We start from the raw sequence: 16,285 nt of genomic DNA, 5'->3' as shown, positions 1-16,285 counted from the left end.
GATAACCGCTGAAAGCATCTAAGCGGGAAGCGCGCCTCAAGATGAGACTTCCCGGGGCACAAGCCCCCTAAAGGAACCATGTAGACTACGTGGTTGATAGGTCAGGTGTGTAAGTACAGCAATGTATTGAGCTAACTGATACTAATGATCCGTGCGGCTTGACCATATAACCTCAAGTTGCCTTGGTCCCAACGAACGTTGGTAGATCATCAAATGCAAGCTACGTCACAAGTTAACTATGCGAGACGAGCGCCGTAGGTGCTTCTTCAGCAAATGTTTGCACTTGCTTGTGCAAACGTTTGACGAAAAGCCCCAACTGGCGACGCTCCAACCGTCTCCCTGGTGAAATTAGCGCTGTGGAACCACCCGATCCCATCCCGAACTCGGAAGTGAAACGCAGCTGCGCCGATGGTAGTGTGGCGCAAGCCATGCGAGAGTAGGTCATCGCCAGGGGCTTTACCCGAAACCCTCTATCCGAATGGATGGAGGGTTTCTTTTTGCGCGCGACGTGAGGAAAATGTGCACAGCCTCCCGCTGCATAGGCGCTGGCTTCACCCAGCACAACCAACCCATCTTGAGGCCGCGTCTTGGACACGGCTGCAGGTGATGTGCTGTGCGAATTGCAGGAGTAAATGCCGGCAGCTGACTTGCCGCAGCAGCGCAGCACATCGCCATAAGTCTCCAAACATCCCTACGGCGGGCGCTGCTGCGTACTCATTACTGTCTCAGGTGTAAGCAGTGGGTGCAGTGGGTGCAGAGTATCTGTAAAAACGTGCCGATTGCATTCGAGCTCATCGGCCTCCCTATGCTGCTTTGCCGGTGCGTGACCGGCAGTTCTTTGGATGCGCTAATGCCCGAGTTGCCCGAAGTTGAAACTACGCTGCGCGGCTTGTCGCCGCACCTGGTTGCGCAACGCATCCATGGCGTCATCCTGCGTCGGCCGGATTTGCGCTGGCCGATTCCTGAGCAGATCGAGCGTCTGCTGCCCGGCGCCATCATTCAATAACCCTGCTCTTGCGGTGTTTTTGATTCTCCGGTAGTGCGACCTATCATTGGACCGCAGAAAGAATCAGTCGCCCAACGTCAGCAAAGAGGCATTGCCACCTGCCGCGGTGGTGTTGACGGTAACGACCTTTTCGGTCGCGAAGCGGAGCAGGTAATGCGGGCCGCCGGCTTTGGGACCAGTCCCGGAAAGGCCTTGGCCGCCGAAGGGTTGTACGCCGACCACGGCACCGATCTGGTTGCGATTGACGTAGACGTTACCGACCGCCACGCGCGAGGTGATGCGGTCGATGGTTTCGTCGATCCGCGAATGGACACCCAGGGTGAGGCCATAACCTGTCGCGTTGATCTGGTCGATAACGGCGTCAAGCTGATCGGCTTTCCAACGAATTACGTGCAGCACGGGGCCGAAAATTTCGCGCTGTAGCTGGGCCAGCGATGTCAGCTCATAGGCGCGTGGCGCGAAGAAGCTGCCGTGCGCGGTGCCGCCGTCCAGCGTGGTGGTTCCAATCAAGCGCGCTTCGCGATCCATGCGTGCAGCATGATAGTCGAGAATCTTGAGCGCATCGGCGTCGATCACGGGGCCAACGTCGGTGGAGAGCAGGCTGGGATCGCCGATCTTCAACTCGCCCATCGCGCCGGCCAGCATGGTCATGACCTTGTCGGCGATATCGTCCTGGACGAACAGGACGCGTGCGGCGGAGCAACGCTGCCCGGCGGAAATGAAGGCGCTGGAGATGGCGTCTTTGACCACTGCTTCGGGCAGCGAGGACGAGTCGGCGATGAAGGCATTTTGGCCGCCGGTTTCGGCAATCAAGACGCCGATGGCAGCATCGCGCGCGGCCAAGGTGCGGTTGATGATGCGTGCGGTTTCGGTAGAGCCGGTGAAGGCGACACCGGCGACGCGCGGGTCATTGGTCAGCGCGGCGCCAACGGTGGCGCCATCGCCTGGCAGGAACTGCACAGCCGCTTCGGGTACGCCGGCTTCGTGCAGAAGTTTGACTGCCGCAAAGCCAATCAGATTGGTCTGCTCGGCCGGCTTGGCAATGACGGTGTTGCCGGCCGCCAGCGCCGCGGCAACTTGGCCGAGGAAAATCGCCAGCGGGAAGTTCCAGGGACTGATGCAGACGAACACGCCACGGCCATGCAGCTGCAATTCGTTGGATTCGCCGGTGGGCCCGGGCAGGCGCTCAGGCGCACCAAACTGCGCGCGCGCCTGGCCGGCGTAGTAGCGCAGGAAATCCACAGCCTCGCGGACTTCGGCCACTGCGTCGGGCAGCGTCTTGCCGGCTTCCTTGACGCAGATCGTCATGAACTCGGGCATGCGCGCTTCAAGTAAATCGGCTGCATGCTCCAGGATAGTGGCGCGGCTCGCTGCAGGTGTGCGGTTCCAGCCAGGTTGCGCGGCCGCAGCACTGACCAACGACTTCTGCACGGTGTCCGGATCAGCTGGGTGCCACTGCCCAACCGTCTCCCGGCGATCTGCTGGATTCAACACCGCCTGGCTGGGCGTGCTGATCAGCGCACCAGGCACCAAAGGCGTCGCTTTCCAGGGTTTGATGGCGGCGTTGAGTTGCTCGGCCAGCTGGCGCAGATCGTTGTCGTTGGCGAGATTGGCGCCCATGGAGTTTTTCCTGTTCTGGTTCTGACTACGCAGCAAATCGGCCGGCAGTGGAATCTTGGGATGCGGGATGGAGGTGAACGACGACACCGCCTCGACCGGATCGCGGATGAGGTCTTCGATGGCGACATCTTCATCGGTGATGCGATTGACGAAGCTGGAATTGGCGCCGTTTTCCAGCAGGCGGCGCACCAGATACGGCAGCAAATCTTCGTGCGAGCCGACCGGTGCATACACGCGGCATGGCAGGCCGAGACGATCGGCTGGAATCACTTCGGCATAAAGGTCATCGCCCATGCCATGCAGTTTCTGATGCTCGTAGGTCTTGCCTGCTGCGATCGCACGCACCGCCGCAATGGTCTGCGCGTTGTGCGTGGCGAACATCGGATAGAGCGCGTCATTGTGCGCGAACATGCGACGTGCGCAGGCCAGATACGAGACGTCAGTATTTTGCTTGCGGGTAAATACTGGGTAGCCAGGGTGCCCTTCAATTTGCGCGCGCTTGATTTCCGCGTCCCAGTACGCGCCTTTGACCAGGCGCACCGGAATACGTCGCCCGACACGGCGCGCGAGATCGGCAAGAAAATCGATCGTGTACGGCGTGCGCTTTTGATACGCCTGCACCGCCAGGCCATAGCCTTCCCAGCCATCCAACGACGGGTCGGAGAAAGTGGCTTCGATGATGTCCAGCGAGAGTTCCAGACGGTCGGCTTCTTCGGCGTCGACGGTGTAGCCGATGCCATACGACTTGGCCAACTGGGCGAGCTCCAGCACGCCGGGAACAAGCTCTGCCATCACGCGGGCGCGCTTTGCATGCTCGTAGCGCGGATACAGTGCCGAGAGTTTGATCGAAATGCTGGGCGCAGCGAACACGTCGGTACCAACGAACTTGCCGCTGCGGCCGATCGCATGAATCGCATCGCGATACGCCTGCAGATAGCGCTGCGCATCCTTCATGGTGAGCGCGCCTTCGCCGAGCATGTCGAACGAGTAGCGGTAGTTGGCGTTATCGCCCTTGCGCGAACGCGACAGCGCTTCGCCGATAGTGCGGCCCATGACGAACTGGTGGCCCATGATCTTCATGGCCTGACGCACGGCCAGACGAATCACCGGTTCGCCGACGCGGCCGATCAGGCGTTTGAAGGCACCTGGCACATCGGCACGGGTGAGGTCGTTGAGCTGCACCAACTGGCCGGTCAGCATCAGGCCCCAGGTGGAGGCATTGACCAGCACCGAATCGCTGCCGCCCATGTGCTTCTTCCAATCCGCATCGCCGAGCTTGTCGCGGATCAGCTTGTCGGCGGTGTCTTGGTCGGGAATGCGCAACAGTGCCTCGGCGACGCACATCAGCAACACGCCTTCTTCGCTGCCCAGGTCGTACTGGCGCATGAAGGCCTCGATGGCGCCCTGGTCCTGCGCACGTGCGCGCACACGGGTGACCAGATCGGCAGCGATCGCTTGCACCTTGGCTTGCTCAGCGGCGGGCAGGCGGGCCTGGTCGAGCAACTCACGCACGTGCTCGGTTTCGTCCTTGAGCCAGGCTGCGGTAATGGCAGCACGCAATGCGCCAGGTGCAGCGGGCAGTTCGGGCGCCAGAAGCGGGCGCGCAACTGAGGTGGAAGCAAGCGGGTCGAGCTGAGCGTTCATGCGAAAGGTGCCTTGGATTCCGTGCTCATTCTAGTGAGCCGCATGGCATGCGCACTTGTGTGGAAGCGGCGGCTTTCCCGCCGTTTTGTGCATGTCGTTGTCATGCGTGCGCGCCGCAGGGTTTCGGCACGGCTTTCGACGGGGTAATTCGGAAGTGATTGATTTACGCGCATTTTTAGCTGCACTGCAGCAAATTTTTGATCGCCGGAAATGCTTGCCGCATGCGTTGGCGCGGGTCTACCATCGGGCTATTCCCGCAGTGCGCTGCGTGCTGTTTATGATCGAAGTGCTGCCGTTGATGTCCGAAGGGGTTGGGACGCAGCTGCGGTTGCGGCCTCCGCGGGCACTGTCGGCCAGGCAATTTGTGCAGCTGTTCGCAGTGTTGGCAGGAATGATGTGGCTGTTTGCAGGCCTGGGCTGGTGGACCGGCAATGCGTTCGCGCCGGTGTTCGCCTTGGTGCACAGTGGTGTGGTGGCGCTGGCGCTACGGACGTTGTGGCGAAGTGGCGAGCGCGAAGAAGCGATCCGGGTGGAGGAGACCGTTGTCGAGGTGTTTCCGTCCGGGCATGCGCCACCAGCGTTCCAGGCACATCCGCATTGGGTGCGGTTATGCATGGAGCGCGACGACAGGGTGTTGCTGGTCAGCAGCGGCAAGCAGATCGAGATTGGAAGTTTTCTCGGGCCGGCCGAACGTGTGGAACTGGCAACTACGCTGAAACGCTTGCTCGCGGCCGCCAATGGCCGTCACCGATGACGTAAGGGTCTAGGCAATGACGCAACGCAGCAGCTCGAAGTCGATGAGCACTTACACACACGTGGGCCTGGCGATGGCTGCGCTGCTGAGCGCACCGGCCGCCGGGGCGCAATCGGCCGATCCCAAGGAATGGCAGCTCAACATGGGCCGGGGGGTGACCCAGACCGCGCGCATGGCCTACGAGGCGCACATGGTGGCGCTGTGGGTGTGCGTGGTGATTGGCGCGCTGGTGTTCGGCGCGATGGGCTATGCGATCTTCAAGTTCCGCAAATCCAAAGGCGCGGTGGCTGCGCAATTTAGTCACAACACCACTGCTGAAGTGCTGTGGACGGTGATTCCGGTGCTGGTGCTGATCGCGATGGCCTGGCCGGCGACGGCCAAATTGATCGCAATGTACGACACCCGCGAATCGGAAATGACGGTCAAGGTGACCGGCTATCAATGGATGTGGAAATACGAGTATCTCGGCCAGGGCGTGGAATTCACCAGTCGCCTGGCACGCGAATCCGATCGTATCCGGCAAAGCGGCGAGCGCCCGACTGCGGCCTCGCAGCCACATTACCTGCTGGACGCGGACAATCGCCTGGTGCTGCCGGTGAACACCAAGATCCGTTTCGTGATCACTGCCGACGACGTGATCCACGCCTGGTGGGTGCCTGCGCTGGGATGGAAGCAGGACGCGATTCCCGGCATTGTCAACGAAGCCTGGACCAACATCGAACAGCCGGGCGTGTATCGCGGGCAGTGCGCCGAGTTGTGCGGCAAGGATCATGGCTTCATGCCGATCGTGGTGGAAGCGCTGCCCAAGGCCGAATTCCAGCGCTGGCTGGCGTCGCGCCGCAGCGCGGCAGGCACTGCTCCGGCAGCGGCACCTGCGGGTCCAACCGCCGCACCGCCTTCCGCTGCACCGGCAACGCCGGCAGGTGACACTGCGCCTGCCGCAGCGCCCGCCCCAGCTGCAACACCGACCGCCGCTCTTTAGTCGCTCGCAACCGCTCGCTTCGCAGAGGTCGTTCCGTCATGGCCCATACCGCAGTCGATCACCACGGACACCACCAGCCCGGTTTCGTCGAGCGCTGGTTCTTTTCAACCAATCACAAGGACATCGGCACGCTATATCTGCTGTTTTCCTTCGTGATGTTCATCATCGGCGCGGCGATGAGCGTGGTGATTCGCGCCGAATTGATGCAGCCCGGCTTGCAGTTCGTCAAACCGGAATTCTTCAACCAGATGACCACCGTGCATGCACTGGTGATGATCTTCGGCGGCGTGATGCCTGCCTTTGTCGGCTTGGCCAACTGGATGATTCCGTTGCAGATCGGTGCGCCGGACATGGCATTGCCGCGCATGAACAACTGGTCGTTCTGGCTGCTGCCGGTGGCCTTCACCTTATTGCTGCTGACGCTGTTTCTGCCGGGCGGCGCGCCGGCAGGCGGCTGGACGCTGTACCCGCCGCTGTCGCTGCAAGGCGGCTACAACGTGGCCTTCAGCGTGTTCGCGATCCACGTGGCCGGCGTCAGTTCGATCATGGGCGCGATCAACATCATCGCCACCGTGCTCAATATGCGCGCCCCCGGGATCGATCTGTTGAAGATGCCGATCTTCTGCTGGGCGTGGCTGATTACCGCGTTCCTGCTGATTGCGGTGATGCCGGTGCTGGCCGGCGCAGTGACCATGTTGCTGACCGACAAATTCTTCGGCACCAGTTTCTTCAATGCGGCCGGCGGCGGCGACCCGGTGATGTACCAGCACATCTTCTGGTTCTTCGGGCACCCCGAGGTGTACATCATGATCCTGCCGGCGTTCGGCGTGGTCAGCGAAATCATCCCAACCTTCAGCCGCAAGCCGCTGTTCGGTTACCAGGCAATGGTGTACGCGATCGCGGCAATCGCGTTCCTGAGCTTCATCGTGTGGGCGCACCACATGTTCACCGTGGGCATGCCGCTCGGTGGCGAAATCTATTTCATGTTCGCCACCATGCTGATCTCCATCCCGACCGGGGTGAAGGTGTTCAACTGGGTCAGCACGATGTGGAAGGGTTCGCTGACCTTCGAATCGCCAATGTTGTGGGCAGTGGCGTTCGTGATTCTCTTCAGCATCGGTGGTTTTTCCGGCCTGATGCTGGCGATCGTGCCGGCCGACTTCCAGTATCACGACACTTATTTCGTGGTGGCGCATTTCCACTACGTGCTGGTCACCGGTGCGGTGTTCGCGCTGATTGCGGCGGTGTACTACTGGTGGCCCAAGTGGACCGGGCGGATGTACAACGAAACCTGGGCGAAGGTGCACTTCTGGTGGACGATGGTGTTCGTCAACCTGCTGTTCTTCCCGCAACACTTCCTTGGCTTGGCCGGCATGCCGCGGCGTATTCCCGATTACAACGTGGTGTTCGCCGACTGGAATCTGGTCAGTTCGATCGGTGCGTTCGGCATGTTCGCCACGCCGTTCCTGATGGCTGCGATTCTGCTGTCGTCGCTGCGCAGCGGCGCACGGGCAGATGCGCGCGCCTGGGAAGGCGCCAAGGGCCTGGAATGGACGGTGCCGTCGCCGGCGCCGGCACATACCTTCACCGTACCGCCGTTGATCAAGCCTGGAGATCTTGCGCATGAAGACCTCGGTCACTGAATCCGCCTCGGAGCCGGCGGTGACGCGTCTGTTATCTGCAGCCGAGCGGCAAGCGCAGCAGCGCCGCGCCGTGCGTCGCACCGCAATCACGGTCGGCATCATTGCATTGCTGATCTATGCAGGCTTCATCGCTTCGGGAGTCATCGGGCGGTGAATGCACGCCCGCACACACACGCACCGACGGCAGGCTTGTTCAAGCTGCTGGGCGTGGTGCTGGGTGTGTTCGTGCTGACGTTCTCCCTGGTGCCGCTGTACCGCATCGCCTGCGAAAAAGTGTTTGGAATTCGCATGGAGCGCGCGCCCGGCAGTAGCCGTGCAAACGCGGGCGCACCGCCCGCCGCCGGCAGGCGCACGGTGCGCGTTGAGTTCGATGGCGGTGTCAATTCCAGATTGCCGTGGACCTTCCATCCCGAGCAGATGACGATGGATGTAGTGCCGGGCGAACTCAACGAGGCGCTGTACTTCGCGCGTAACGATGGCGCGCGTGCGGTGGTGGGTAGTGCGGTGCCATCGGTTGCACCTGCGCGAGCGTCGGGCTATTTCAACAAGACCGAATGCTTTTGCTTCACCGCGCAGACCTTGCAGGCTGGCGAAACGCGCGACATGCCGCTGCGTTTCATCGTCGACCCCGCACTGCCGCCGGAAGTCACCACGATTACCTTGTCCTACACGTTCTATCGCAACGACGCGCTAACCTCGGAACTGCAGGGCGGTGGCACGTCGGCCGCGCCGCGCGCCGCACCCTGATTCTTCATCCACACGCACCACGACACGGAAACAACGCCATGGCCGATCACAGTCCCAACGCCGACGCGTATTTCGTCCCGAGCCAAAGCAAATGGCCCTTTGTCGGGTCGATCGCGATGTTCGTGATGATGATCGGCGTGGCCAGCTGGCTCAACGACGCGGCATGGGGGCGCTGGACGTTCTTCGCCGGCGTGGCGATGCTGTTGGCGACCTTGTTCATGTGGTTTGGCGATGTCATCCGCGAATCCAATGCCGGGCATTACAACCGCCAGGTGGATGGCTCGTTCCGTATGGGGATGGTGTGGTTCATCTTTTCCGAGGTGATGTTCTTCTGCGCCTTCTTCGGTGCGCTGTTCTACACGCGCGTGCTGACGCTGCCCTGGCTGGGCGGCGAAGGCGATGGCGTGATGACCAACGAACTATTGTGGAACGGCTATTCCGCTGCCTGGCCGACCAATGGCCCGGGCACGATTGGTGGGCAGTTCCAGACCATTCCGGCCTGGGGTCTGCCGCTGATCAATACGTTGATCCTGCTCAGCTCAGGCGTGACCTTGACCATCGCCCACCACGCACTCAAAGGCGGACGCCGCGGCGCATTGCTGCTGTGGCTGGGCCTGACCGTGCTGCTGGGCTGCGTGTTCCTGTTCCTGCAGGCGGAGGAATACATCCACGCCTACACCGAGCTCAATCTCACCCTTGGCTCGGGCATCTACGGTTCAACCTTTTTCATGCTCACCGGCTTCCACGGCATGCATGTGCTACTGGGTACCATCATGCTGGCAGTGATGTGGCTGCGCGCAGCGAAGGGACACTTCACACGCGATAACCATTTCGCTTTTGAAGCGGCTGCGTGGTACTGGCACTTCGTCGACGTGGTGTGGCTGGCGCTGTTCCTGTTCGTATATGTCCTTTGAGTGCAGGGATTCGGGATTAGTGATTTGGGATTCGCAAGAGCGATCCGCGTTTGCTCGTACCAATCCCTAATGCCGAATCCCCAATTACCAGCCGCTCAGCGGCCGATGCCATGCGGCTTGATCCAGCCGGTATAAATGCCGAGGATCACGATGGCGATCAACGCTACCGATAACCCGATGCGCCAGGTCAATGCGTTGACGGTGCGCTTGGTCTCACCGCGGTCGGTGAGCAGGTAGTAGAGGCCGGCGCCAAGGTTCCACAGAATCACGATCAGGAAGGCGACAATCAGCAGCGTCTTGAGCGAATCGTTCACAACAGCCCCGGTGCAGTCGGCGTGGTGATGACATTGCACGCCTTTTTGCGTCGATTGTCATGACGCGCAAGCACACGGCGGTGTTCGGCTGGTGTATGGCGCTGCTGGTGAGCGCGGGTTTTGCGGCGCTTGGGCATTGGCAGTTGCAGCGCATGCATAGCAAGCAAGCCTTGTTGGATCGTGCCGCGCATGTGCGCGATACCACGCTGCCCTTGGCGCAGGCGCTAGCGACGCCGCATGATTTGGCATGGGTGCGTGGGCCAGTGCGGTTTTTGCCACAACTGGTCTTGCTGGACAATCAGTTGCATGACGGGCGTGCTGGTGTGCGCGTGTATCAACTGGCGTTGCCTGACGGCGTGTCGACAAGCATGTTGGTCGATTTGGGCTGGCTGCCCTTACCGGCGGATCGGAAGTTGCCCAGCATCGCCGCACTGACTGGCGTGCAGGTCATGCAGGGACTCTTGAGCGCACCGCCGTCGGCGGGGCTGGCGATCGGGCCGGCAATGGCGCCGGGTGCCGCTCCGCAGACCTGGTTGGCTACGCGTCTGGATGCGAAGGCCTTACGTAGCACGCTTGGCAGGCGCGACATTTGGTCGCAGGTCCTGCGGCTGGACCCTGCACTGCCGGTTGGCTACGCACGCGATCTGGAAATGCTGCCGAATACGCTGCCACCCGCGCGGCACTTGGGTTACGCGGTGCAATGGTTCGGGCTGGCCGCAGCGGTACTGGCGACCGCGGCGCTGCTGACAGGGCTTGGGCGCCGCCGCCGCCGCGGGCACTGACGCCTGCGGCATGAGAAAATCGCCGGTATGACCTCATCCACATCGGCCACGCCGCACTCGGTCAAACGCGGCCGCAGGATGCTGATTGCCCTGGCAGTGCTGTTCTTCGGCTCGATGTTGCTGGCCGGCGTGCTGCGCTTCTCCGGATGGCAGCCGGCATCGATGCGCAATAACGGCGAACTGCTGAAGCCGCCCGCGGATCTGCGGGCGTTGGTGCCGGTGCGTGCGAACGGGCAGCCGTATGCGTGGGCGCCGAGCGAGCGCATCTGGCGCATTGCGGTGGCGCCGCCGGCCAATTGCACCCAGCAGTGCGTGATGTTGGCCGCGGAGCTGGACAAGGTGTGGCAGTTGCTCGGGCACCGCGCCGACAAGGTGGAGGTGTTGTGGATTGGCGCGCCGCCGGCCGGGCTGCCGCCGATGCCGGAATTGCGCGTGCTGCGCGACGATGCCCGCCTGCGCCAGGCATTGCCGCGCGGCAACGATGCCGCCGGCGTGCCGGTGTATGTGATCGACCCCAATGGCTTCGTGATCCTGCGTTATGCCCCCGGCTTCGACCCGGCCGGCTTGCGGTCGGATCTGGTCAAGCTGCTGAAACTGATGTGAGCCCGTTTCGATGAATCTGTTTGCGCCACCGGCATTGTTCCGTCACTTCCATCGCATGGCCTGGCTGGCCGCGTTGTTCACTGCGAGCACGATCCTGTTCGGGTCGTTCGTGCGGCTGTCCGATGCCGGTATGAGCTGCCCGGACTGGCCGACCTGCTATGGCCGTGTGACCTGGCCGCAGACCACCGACGAAGCCAACGCGCATGTGGCTAGCAAGATCCGCCCGCTGGAATCGCACAAGGCCTGGCGTGAGCAGGTGCATCGTTTCCTGGCCGGCGCGCTGGGGGTGGAAGTGCTGGTGCTGTCGTTGCTGGCGGTGCGTCGCCGCCGCATGGGCATTGCCCAGGTAGTGTCGGCCGCCGTGCTGGTGGCGTTGTCGATCCCGCTCTACATGTCCGGCTGGCACAGAGTGGGCTTGGGCGTGGCGATCGCCGGCGAAGCCATCCTGCTGCTGGCGGCTTTGCGCTGGAGCAACATCGATCTGGCGCGCGCGGCGGTGCTGACGCTGGCGGTGGTGATCTTCCAGGCGCTGTTGGGCATGTGGACGGTGACGCTGCTGCTCAAGCCCATCGTGGTGATGGGGCACCTGCTGGGCGGCATGCTGATGTTCTCGCTGCTGGTGTGGATGGCCTGGCGTGCGACGCATCTGCCGATCACCCTGGCCGACGCCTCGCGCTTGAAGTGGCTGCTGCGCCTGGGCGTGGCGGTGCTGGGCCTGCAGATCGCGCTCGGTGGCTGGGTCAGCGCGAACTACGCCGCACTGGCGTGTGGGGGGGGCAGCTGGTCGGCCGATAATTTCCCGCGTTGCGTCAGCCAGTGGTGGCCGCCGCACGATTTCCGCGAAGGCTTCACGCTATGGCGCGGCATTGGAGTGGATTACGAAGGCGGCGTGCTGGATGGTGCGGCGCGTATCGCAATCCAGATGGCGCACCGGCTGTGGGCGATTGCGACTGCGCTCTATTTGTGGTGGCTGGCCTGGCGCTTGTCGCGTTCGCCGGGGATGCGGATTTGGGCTGCGGCGCTTGCGCTGATGGTGGCCGTGCAGGTGACGCTGGGCATGCTCAACGTGAAGCTGGCGCTGCCGCTGGAAGTGTCGGTCATGCATAACGGCGGCGCAGTGGCGTTGCTGTTCGTGCTGGTCTCGCTACTGGCGCGGCTGCGCGCGCCGGAGTGAGCATGGCTGTCAGCGCACGCGATTATTGGGATCTGACCAAGCCCAAGGTGGTGGCACTGATCGTGTTCACCGCCTTGGTGGGCATGTTCCTGGCCATTCCCGACATGCCGACCTGGCTGCAGGTGCGCACCGGCGCGCTGGGCTTTCTGGGTATCTGGCTGGCAGCCTCGGCGGCGGCAGCGATCAATCAGTTGCTCGACGCCAAGATCGACGCACAGATGGCGCGCACTTCATGGCGCCCGCTGGTGGTGGGCAAGGTGCAGCCATGGCAGGTGCTGGTGTTCGCTGGCGCGCTGATCGTGATCTCCATGACCATTCTGGTGGTATGGGTGAATGTCATCACCGCGGTGCTGACCTTCGCATCGCTGATCGGGTACGCGGTGATCTACACGGTGTATCTGAAGCGCGCGACCTCGCAAAACATCGTGATTGGCGGCTTGGCAGGCGCCACGCCGCCAATGCTGGGCTGGGCCGCGGTGACCGGGCTGCCGACCAGCGCCGACTGGATCAACGCCTCGCTGCTGGTGCTGATCATCTTCATCTGGACGCCGCCGCATTTCTGGGCCTTGGCGATCTTTCGCCGCGCCGATTACGCCAAGGCGGCGATCCCGATGTTGCCGGTGACCCACGGCGTGCCGCATACGCGCAAGCAGATCCTGGTCTACACCGTATTGCTGGCCATCGTGACCTTGCTGCCGGTGGCGGTGGGCATGAGCGGGGTGTTTTACCTGGGCGGTGCAATCGTGCTCAACGCGGTGTTCCTCTGGTACGCGTGGCGCATGCTGAACCCGCCGGACGAATTGTTTTCGATGAAGATGTTCGGCTATTCCATCGTGTATCTGATGGCGCTGTTCGCCTTCCTGATGGTCGACCATCTGCTGCTGCCGTGGGTGCGCTAGTCGCAGCAGTGTGCATCGGCTGACAGGCGCGGGACTCAACGGGCGCTTTTCCGCAAGGTGCGCGCCGACCTCGCTCAACAGCACTAGGTAGGTGGCGTTGAAGGTGGTAGTGGCCGGCAGGCTGGTCGGCCATCGAAACGCGCAGCCAAGCGCGCGCGCGACCTTGGCGCGAACATGACAGGCCTTGCTCCGACATACAGGTGTATTCGGACATGCACGTAAATCGCGCGGCGTCCAGATCAGCAGACGCCGCGGGTTCCGTTTCCTCGCCGGGTTGAGTCATTCCTCGGTTGCTTGCAACGCGGTGTCGGCTCAACTCAACCAGTTGGCGCATTCGCTGGTGTTCTTGCTGTCGCAGCTGGATTGCATTTTCTGTTGCAGGCGCGCCAGCACTGCGCTGCCGTCCTGGCGGTGCTGCTTGCTCCAGGTCTTCAATGCGGCGCCAAGCGTGGCAAAGCGCTGACGTGTGCGTTGCCGGTAACCATCCGGTTGGCCGGCCAGCTCGCCGATCACCTGCGTGGCGGCGCTCTCGATGCCGACGGTGTCGTCGGGGCTGAGCCGGATCAGCCCATCCACATACATCACGCCCCACTGCACGCGCGTGGCAGGGCCTTGTGCGCTGTCATAGGCCTTCTTGAGCCACGACAGCGCGGTCTTCTTGTCGCCGCGATGTTCGGCCAGATCCGCCAGCTCGGGCATGTAGTAGTACGGCGCCTTGCTGCGCGACAACTCGGCCAACAGCAATTGCTCGGCCCCGCTGCTATCGCCTACTTCGCTCAGCAATGTGCCGGCGGTACTGATGGTGGATTGGCGTTCCTCGTCGGTTTTGGCCGTGTTCGTCGCCCACTGCACGCGCTGATGCACGACGTCTACCACGTCTTTCGGCAGCGGCGGTTGCGGGCCCTTGGCCTCGGTTTCAGTGGGCTGGCCTTGTGCCAGGCGTGCCAGCTGGATACGCGCATATACGGTGCCAAGCCGGTCGGAAATCGGCAAGGACGGATCGGCGTAGACTTTGTCCAAGGCCTGATTCAATGCGTTGGAGAGCGTGGTGCGCACGCCGGCATCGTTGCTGGCGGCCGTGATCAGACGCGCGGGCACATAGCTCAGTGTGTCGAGATTGGCGCGCACTTCTGCCGGGTCGGCCAACACCGCTTCCAGCAAGGTGCGATTGGCGGTACTAGCAGCAGGCGAGTGCTTGGCGGCGCTAATGGCGGCCAGGGCGAAGCTGCGTTGCAGTGCCGGTTGTGGTGCCGCTGTCGACAGCTGGGTGAGCACGTGGGCGGCATCATCGGGTTTGACCAGCCGGTCGTCGGTGCCCCAGGCATAGTTGCCGAGCACGGCCCAATCGTCTGCGCTGAGCTGTTGCGGTGTGTGCAGTGCCTTGTCGAGCAATTGCTGCGCGCTGCTGGTGCTCTTGGCCGCAACCCGCAGCACCTCGGCCAGGCGCGCGTTATCGGCATCGCCGGCTAGACGGGTGATTTCGCTGCGATCCGGGCGTAGCACGATGATGGTGGGATAGGCCTTGACCCCGAAGCGCTCGCCCCAGGCCTGCGCGCCTTCGGAGTCGCCATCCAGGTGCACGGCGACAAATTGCTGGGTGCGCGCGATAAAGGCCGGGTCCTTGAACAGCGTGGCCTTGAGGCGATTGCAGGGCGGGCACCAGGCAGCGCCCCAGTACAACGGGATGGGCTTGCCGCTTTCCTTGGCTTCGGCAAAGGCGTCTTCCACATCGCCCTCGCGCCAGGCGATGCTGGCAGCAGGCGCCGGCGTGGACGTGGCGTTGGTTTGTGCAGCCGCCGCAGGCGGGGCGGGCTTGTCGCAGGCAGCGAGCGCGGACAGTACCGCCAGCAGCGCAAGCAAGGACGGGGAGGGACGTCGAAGCGACAGCGTCATGGCAATCACCGGGGCAGGAGGTTGATCACGTACTCTAGCGAGCGCTGGCGCGCCGATACGGACGTGCGTGATTACCGTTGTATATCTGCTTAGAAACCGGATCTACGGGTGAGGCGAACTGCTGTCACGCGATACGCAGCCGCCGGACGTTGGCGCGGCCCGTCATCGATGGCGCTCGGTTGCGCCTTGCGACTCGCTTGGTGCATTGCGTGCATACCGTGCGGCCACGAAGGCGCACACGATCAGCTGCAACTGGTGATACAGCATGATCGGCAACACGATCGCGCCCAAGCCGCCACCGGCAAACATCACCTTGGCCATCGGCACGCCCGTGGCCAGGCTTTTCTTCGAGCCGCAAAAAACAATGGCGATTTCGTCGGCGCGACTGAAGTGCATGCGCCGCGCGATGAAGGTGATCGAGAGCATCGCAATGGCGAGCAACAACGCTGCAGTGCCGAGTACCGCCAGCAACGCAGGCAGCGGCGTCTTCTGCCACAGCCCTTCGTTCACCGATGCACTGAAGGCGGTGTAGACCACCAGCAAAATGGTGCCCTGGTCGGTGTAACGCAGCACGGCGCGGTGACGTTCGACCCAGCCGCCGATCCATGGACGCATGAAATGGCCGGCCAGAAACGGCACCAGCAACTGCAGCAGGATCTTGCCGATCGCCTCGGCCGGATGCGCCATGGCACCCTGGCTTCCGACCAGGGCGCCCATCAGCAATGGGGTGAAAAACACGCCGAGCAGGCTGGAAAGCGAGGCTGCGCAGACCGCAGCCGGCACATTGCCGCGCGCCATCGAGGTAAACGCGATCGAGGATTGCACCGTAGACGGCAGCGCGCACAGGAACAGCACACCGACATACAACTCCGGCGTCAGTGCCAGATGCGCGAGTGGTTTGAACAGCAGCCCGAGCAGCGGGAACAGCACGAAGGTGCAGCCCAGAATCACCAGATGCAAGCGCCAATGCAACGCGCCGGCCTTGACCGCTTCGCGCGACAGCCGCGCGCCGTGCAGGAAGAACAGCGCAGCGATCGCCACATCGGTGACATCGTCCATGACCGCAGCGGCGGCGCCCGAGACCGGGAGAAACGAGGCCAGTGTGACCGTGCACAGCAACGCGAGAGTAAAAGGGTCAATGCGCAACCGCGCCAGCAGCTTCTTCATTGAGGTCCAACGGTAGCGCGCGATCATGCGCCTGATATGCGCCATTCTACGATGCGTGTGGACCCAGCCTGTAGCATCCCCACTACGGGCTAGGCCTGAAACAGCGCAACAGTGCACAGTTGCCTTGCGCCTCCCTCATCCAG

14 protein-coding genes, 2 rRNA genes and 1 pseudogene (1 of these 17 cut by a window edge) are annotated in these 16,285 nt (G+C 62.7%); 13 read left to right on the top strand and 4 right to left on the bottom strand.

Translation table 11 applies throughout. The annotated features are described in order from the left end of the window. From KWO_RS21565 to KWO_RS21555, 3 genes and pseudogenes are all read left to right on the top strand, one after another. Positions 1-166 (top strand): 23S ribosomal RNA (locus KWO_RS21565) (it extends 2,715 nt beyond the left edge of the window). Between the two features lie 172 nt (positions 167-338). Further along, positions 339-453, top strand: a 5S ribosomal RNA gene (gene rrf / locus KWO_RS21560). Between the two features lie 397 nt (positions 454-850). Continuing rightward, positions 851-991 (top strand): annotated as a pseudogene (locus KWO_RS21555) (DNA-formamidopyrimidine glycosylase family protein); the annotation flags it as partial. Between the two features lie 78 nt (positions 992-1,069). Here KWO_RS21555 and putA read toward each other — a convergent pair. After that, positions 1,070-4,270: a bifunctional proline dehydrogenase/L-glutamate gamma-semialdehyde dehydrogenase PutA gene (putA, locus tag KWO_RS21550; protein ID WP_010380077.1), complete on the bottom strand. Its 3,201-nt coding sequence runs from the start codon at positions 4,268-4,270 to the stop codon at positions 1,070-1,072. A gap of 277 nt (positions 4,271-4,547) precedes the next feature. On the opposite strand from putA, the gene KWO_RS21545 reads away from it, so the two are divergent. Genes KWO_RS21545 through KWO_RS21520 form a run of 6 tightly spaced genes read left to right on the top strand, consistent with a single transcriptional unit; the run spans position 4,548 to position 9,310 of the window. Continuing rightward, positions 4,548-5,024, top strand: coding sequence for a DUF2244 domain-containing protein (locus KWO_RS21545; RefSeq protein WP_017112515.1), 477 nt, complete (start codon positions 4,548-4,550; stop codon positions 5,022-5,024). 16 nt (positions 5,025-5,040) lie between these two features. After that, the gene (gene coxB / locus KWO_RS21540; RefSeq protein WP_017112514.1) at positions 5,041-6,006 is read left to right on the top strand and encodes a cytochrome c oxidase subunit II; all 966 of its coding nucleotides are present in this window, start codon (positions 5,041-5,043) and stop codon (positions 6,004-6,006) included. A 38-nt stretch (positions 6,007-6,044) separates the two neighbouring features. Continuing rightward, positions 6,045-7,649, top strand: coding sequence for a cytochrome c oxidase subunit I (gene ctaD, locus KWO_RS21535; RefSeq protein WP_010374675.1), 1,605 nt, complete (start codon positions 6,045-6,047; stop codon positions 7,647-7,649). Continuing rightward, positions 7,630-7,803 carry a hypothetical protein gene (locus KWO_RS21530; RefSeq protein ID WP_010374673.1) on the top strand — a complete coding sequence of 58 codons (174 nt, stop codon included), beginning with the start codon at positions 7,630-7,632 and terminating at the stop codon, positions 7,801-7,803. The genes ctaD and KWO_RS21530 overlap by 20 nt, the downstream gene beginning before the upstream one ends. Further along, on the top strand, positions 7,800-8,396 hold the full coding sequence (locus tag KWO_RS21525; protein WP_010380069.1) for a cytochrome c oxidase assembly protein: 597 nt from the start codon (positions 7,800-7,802) through the stop codon (positions 8,394-8,396). Before KWO_RS21530 ends, KWO_RS21525 begins: the two co-directional genes overlap by 4 nt. A gap of 38 nt (positions 8,397-8,434) precedes the next feature. Further along, positions 8,435-9,310: a cytochrome c oxidase subunit 3 gene (locus KWO_RS21520; RefSeq protein WP_010374670.1), complete on the top strand. Its 876-nt coding sequence runs from the start codon at positions 8,435-8,437 to the stop codon at positions 9,308-9,310. 95 nt (positions 9,311-9,405) lie between these two features. Here the strand turns inward: KWO_RS21520 and KWO_RS21515 are convergent, their stop codons facing one another. After that, positions 9,406-9,624, bottom strand: coding sequence for a twin transmembrane helix small protein (locus KWO_RS21515; RefSeq protein WP_010374668.1), 219 nt, complete (start codon positions 9,622-9,624; stop codon positions 9,406-9,408). A gap of 59 nt (positions 9,625-9,683) precedes the next feature. Between KWO_RS21515 and KWO_RS21510 the strand changes: the two genes are divergently transcribed. Genes KWO_RS21510 through cyoE form a run of 4 tightly spaced genes read left to right on the top strand, consistent with a single transcriptional unit; the run spans position 9,684 to position 13,082 of the window. Continuing rightward, positions 9,684-10,406, top strand: coding sequence for an SURF1 family protein (locus tag KWO_RS21510; protein ID WP_010380066.1), 723 nt, complete (start codon positions 9,684-9,686; stop codon positions 10,404-10,406). Positions 10,407-10,433: 27 nt separating this feature from the next. Further along, positions 10,434-11,009: a hypothetical protein gene (locus tag KWO_RS21505; RefSeq protein ID WP_010374664.1), complete on the top strand. Its 576-nt coding sequence runs from the start codon at positions 10,434-10,436 to the stop codon at positions 11,007-11,009. Between the two features lie 10 nt (positions 11,010-11,019). Then, positions 11,020-12,183: a COX15/CtaA family protein gene (locus KWO_RS21500; RefSeq protein WP_010380064.1), complete on the top strand. Its 1,164-nt coding sequence runs from the start codon at positions 11,020-11,022 to the stop codon at positions 12,181-12,183. Between the two features lie 2 nt (positions 12,184-12,185). Beyond that, on the top strand, positions 12,186-13,082 hold the full coding sequence (gene cyoE, locus KWO_RS21495; RefSeq protein ID WP_010374660.1) for a heme o synthase: 897 nt from the start codon (positions 12,186-12,188) through the stop codon (positions 13,080-13,082). Positions 13,083-13,394: 312 nt separating this feature from the next. Here cyoE and KWO_RS21490 read toward each other — a convergent pair whose 3' ends face one another. Both KWO_RS21490 and KWO_RS21485 read right to left on the bottom strand, forming a co-directional pair. Beyond that, positions 13,395-14,975: a thioredoxin family protein gene (locus KWO_RS21490; protein ID WP_010380062.1), complete on the bottom strand. Its 1,581-nt coding sequence runs from the start codon at positions 14,973-14,975 to the stop codon at positions 13,395-13,397. Positions 14,976-15,137: 162 nt separating this feature from the next. Then, a complete protein-coding gene (locus KWO_RS21485; protein WP_010374656.1) occupies positions 15,138-16,187 on the bottom strand; it encodes a bile acid:sodium symporter family protein in 1,050 nt (349 codons plus the stop codon). Positions 16,188-16,285: the final 98 nt, after the last annotated feature.

It is taken from the genome of Xanthomonas vasicola pv. musacearum NCPPB 4379, assembly GCF_000277895.2.
Lineage (GTDB): Bacteria > Pseudomonadota > Gammaproteobacteria > Xanthomonadales > Xanthomonadaceae > Xanthomonas > Xanthomonas vasicola.
Note: the sequence above shows the minus strand (reverse complement) of the source record. Positions and strands in the feature narration are given on the sequence as shown.

Excerpts from the sequence above, each read along its gene's own strand:
- KWO_RS21505 (WP_010374664.1), top strand. The coding sequence starts at position 10,434 with ATGACCTCATCCACATCGGCCACGCCGCACTCGGTCAAACGCGGCCGC.
- KWO_RS21490 (WP_010380062.1), bottom strand. The coding sequence starts at position 14,975 with ATGACGCTGTCGCTTCGACGTCCCTCCCCGTCCTTGCTTGCGCTGCTG.
- KWO_RS21520 (WP_010374670.1), top strand. The coding sequence starts at position 8,435 with ATGGCCGATCACAGTCCCAACGCCGACGCGTATTTCGTCCCGAGCCAA.
- cyoE (WP_010374660.1), top strand. The coding sequence starts at position 12,186 with ATGGCTGTCAGCGCACGCGATTATTGGGATCTGACCAAGCCCAAGGTG.
- KWO_RS21545 (WP_017112515.1), top strand. The coding sequence starts at position 4,548 with ATGATCGAAGTGCTGCCGTTGATGTCCGAAGGGGTTGGGACGCAGCTG.
- putA (WP_010380077.1), bottom strand. The coding sequence starts at position 4,270 with ATGAACGCTCAGCTCGACCCGCTTGCTTCCACCTCAGTTGCGCGCCCG.
- ctaD (WP_010374675.1), top strand. The coding sequence starts at position 6,045 with ATGGCCCATACCGCAGTCGATCACCACGGACACCACCAGCCCGGTTTC.
- KWO_RS21485 (WP_010374656.1), bottom strand. The coding sequence starts at position 16,187 with ATGGCGCATATCAGGCGCATGATCGCGCGCTACCGTTGGACCTCAATG.
- KWO_RS21500 (WP_010380064.1), top strand. The coding sequence starts at position 11,020 with ATGAATCTGTTTGCGCCACCGGCATTGTTCCGTCACTTCCATCGCATG.
- coxB (WP_017112514.1), top strand. The coding sequence starts at position 5,041 with ATGACGCAACGCAGCAGCTCGAAGTCGATGAGCACTTACACACACGTG.
- KWO_RS21530 (WP_010374673.1), top strand. The coding sequence starts at position 7,630 with ATGAAGACCTCGGTCACTGAATCCGCCTCGGAGCCGGCGGTGACGCGT.
- KWO_RS21510 (WP_010380066.1), top strand. The coding sequence starts at position 9,684 with ATGACGCGCAAGCACACGGCGGTGTTCGGCTGGTGTATGGCGCTGCTG.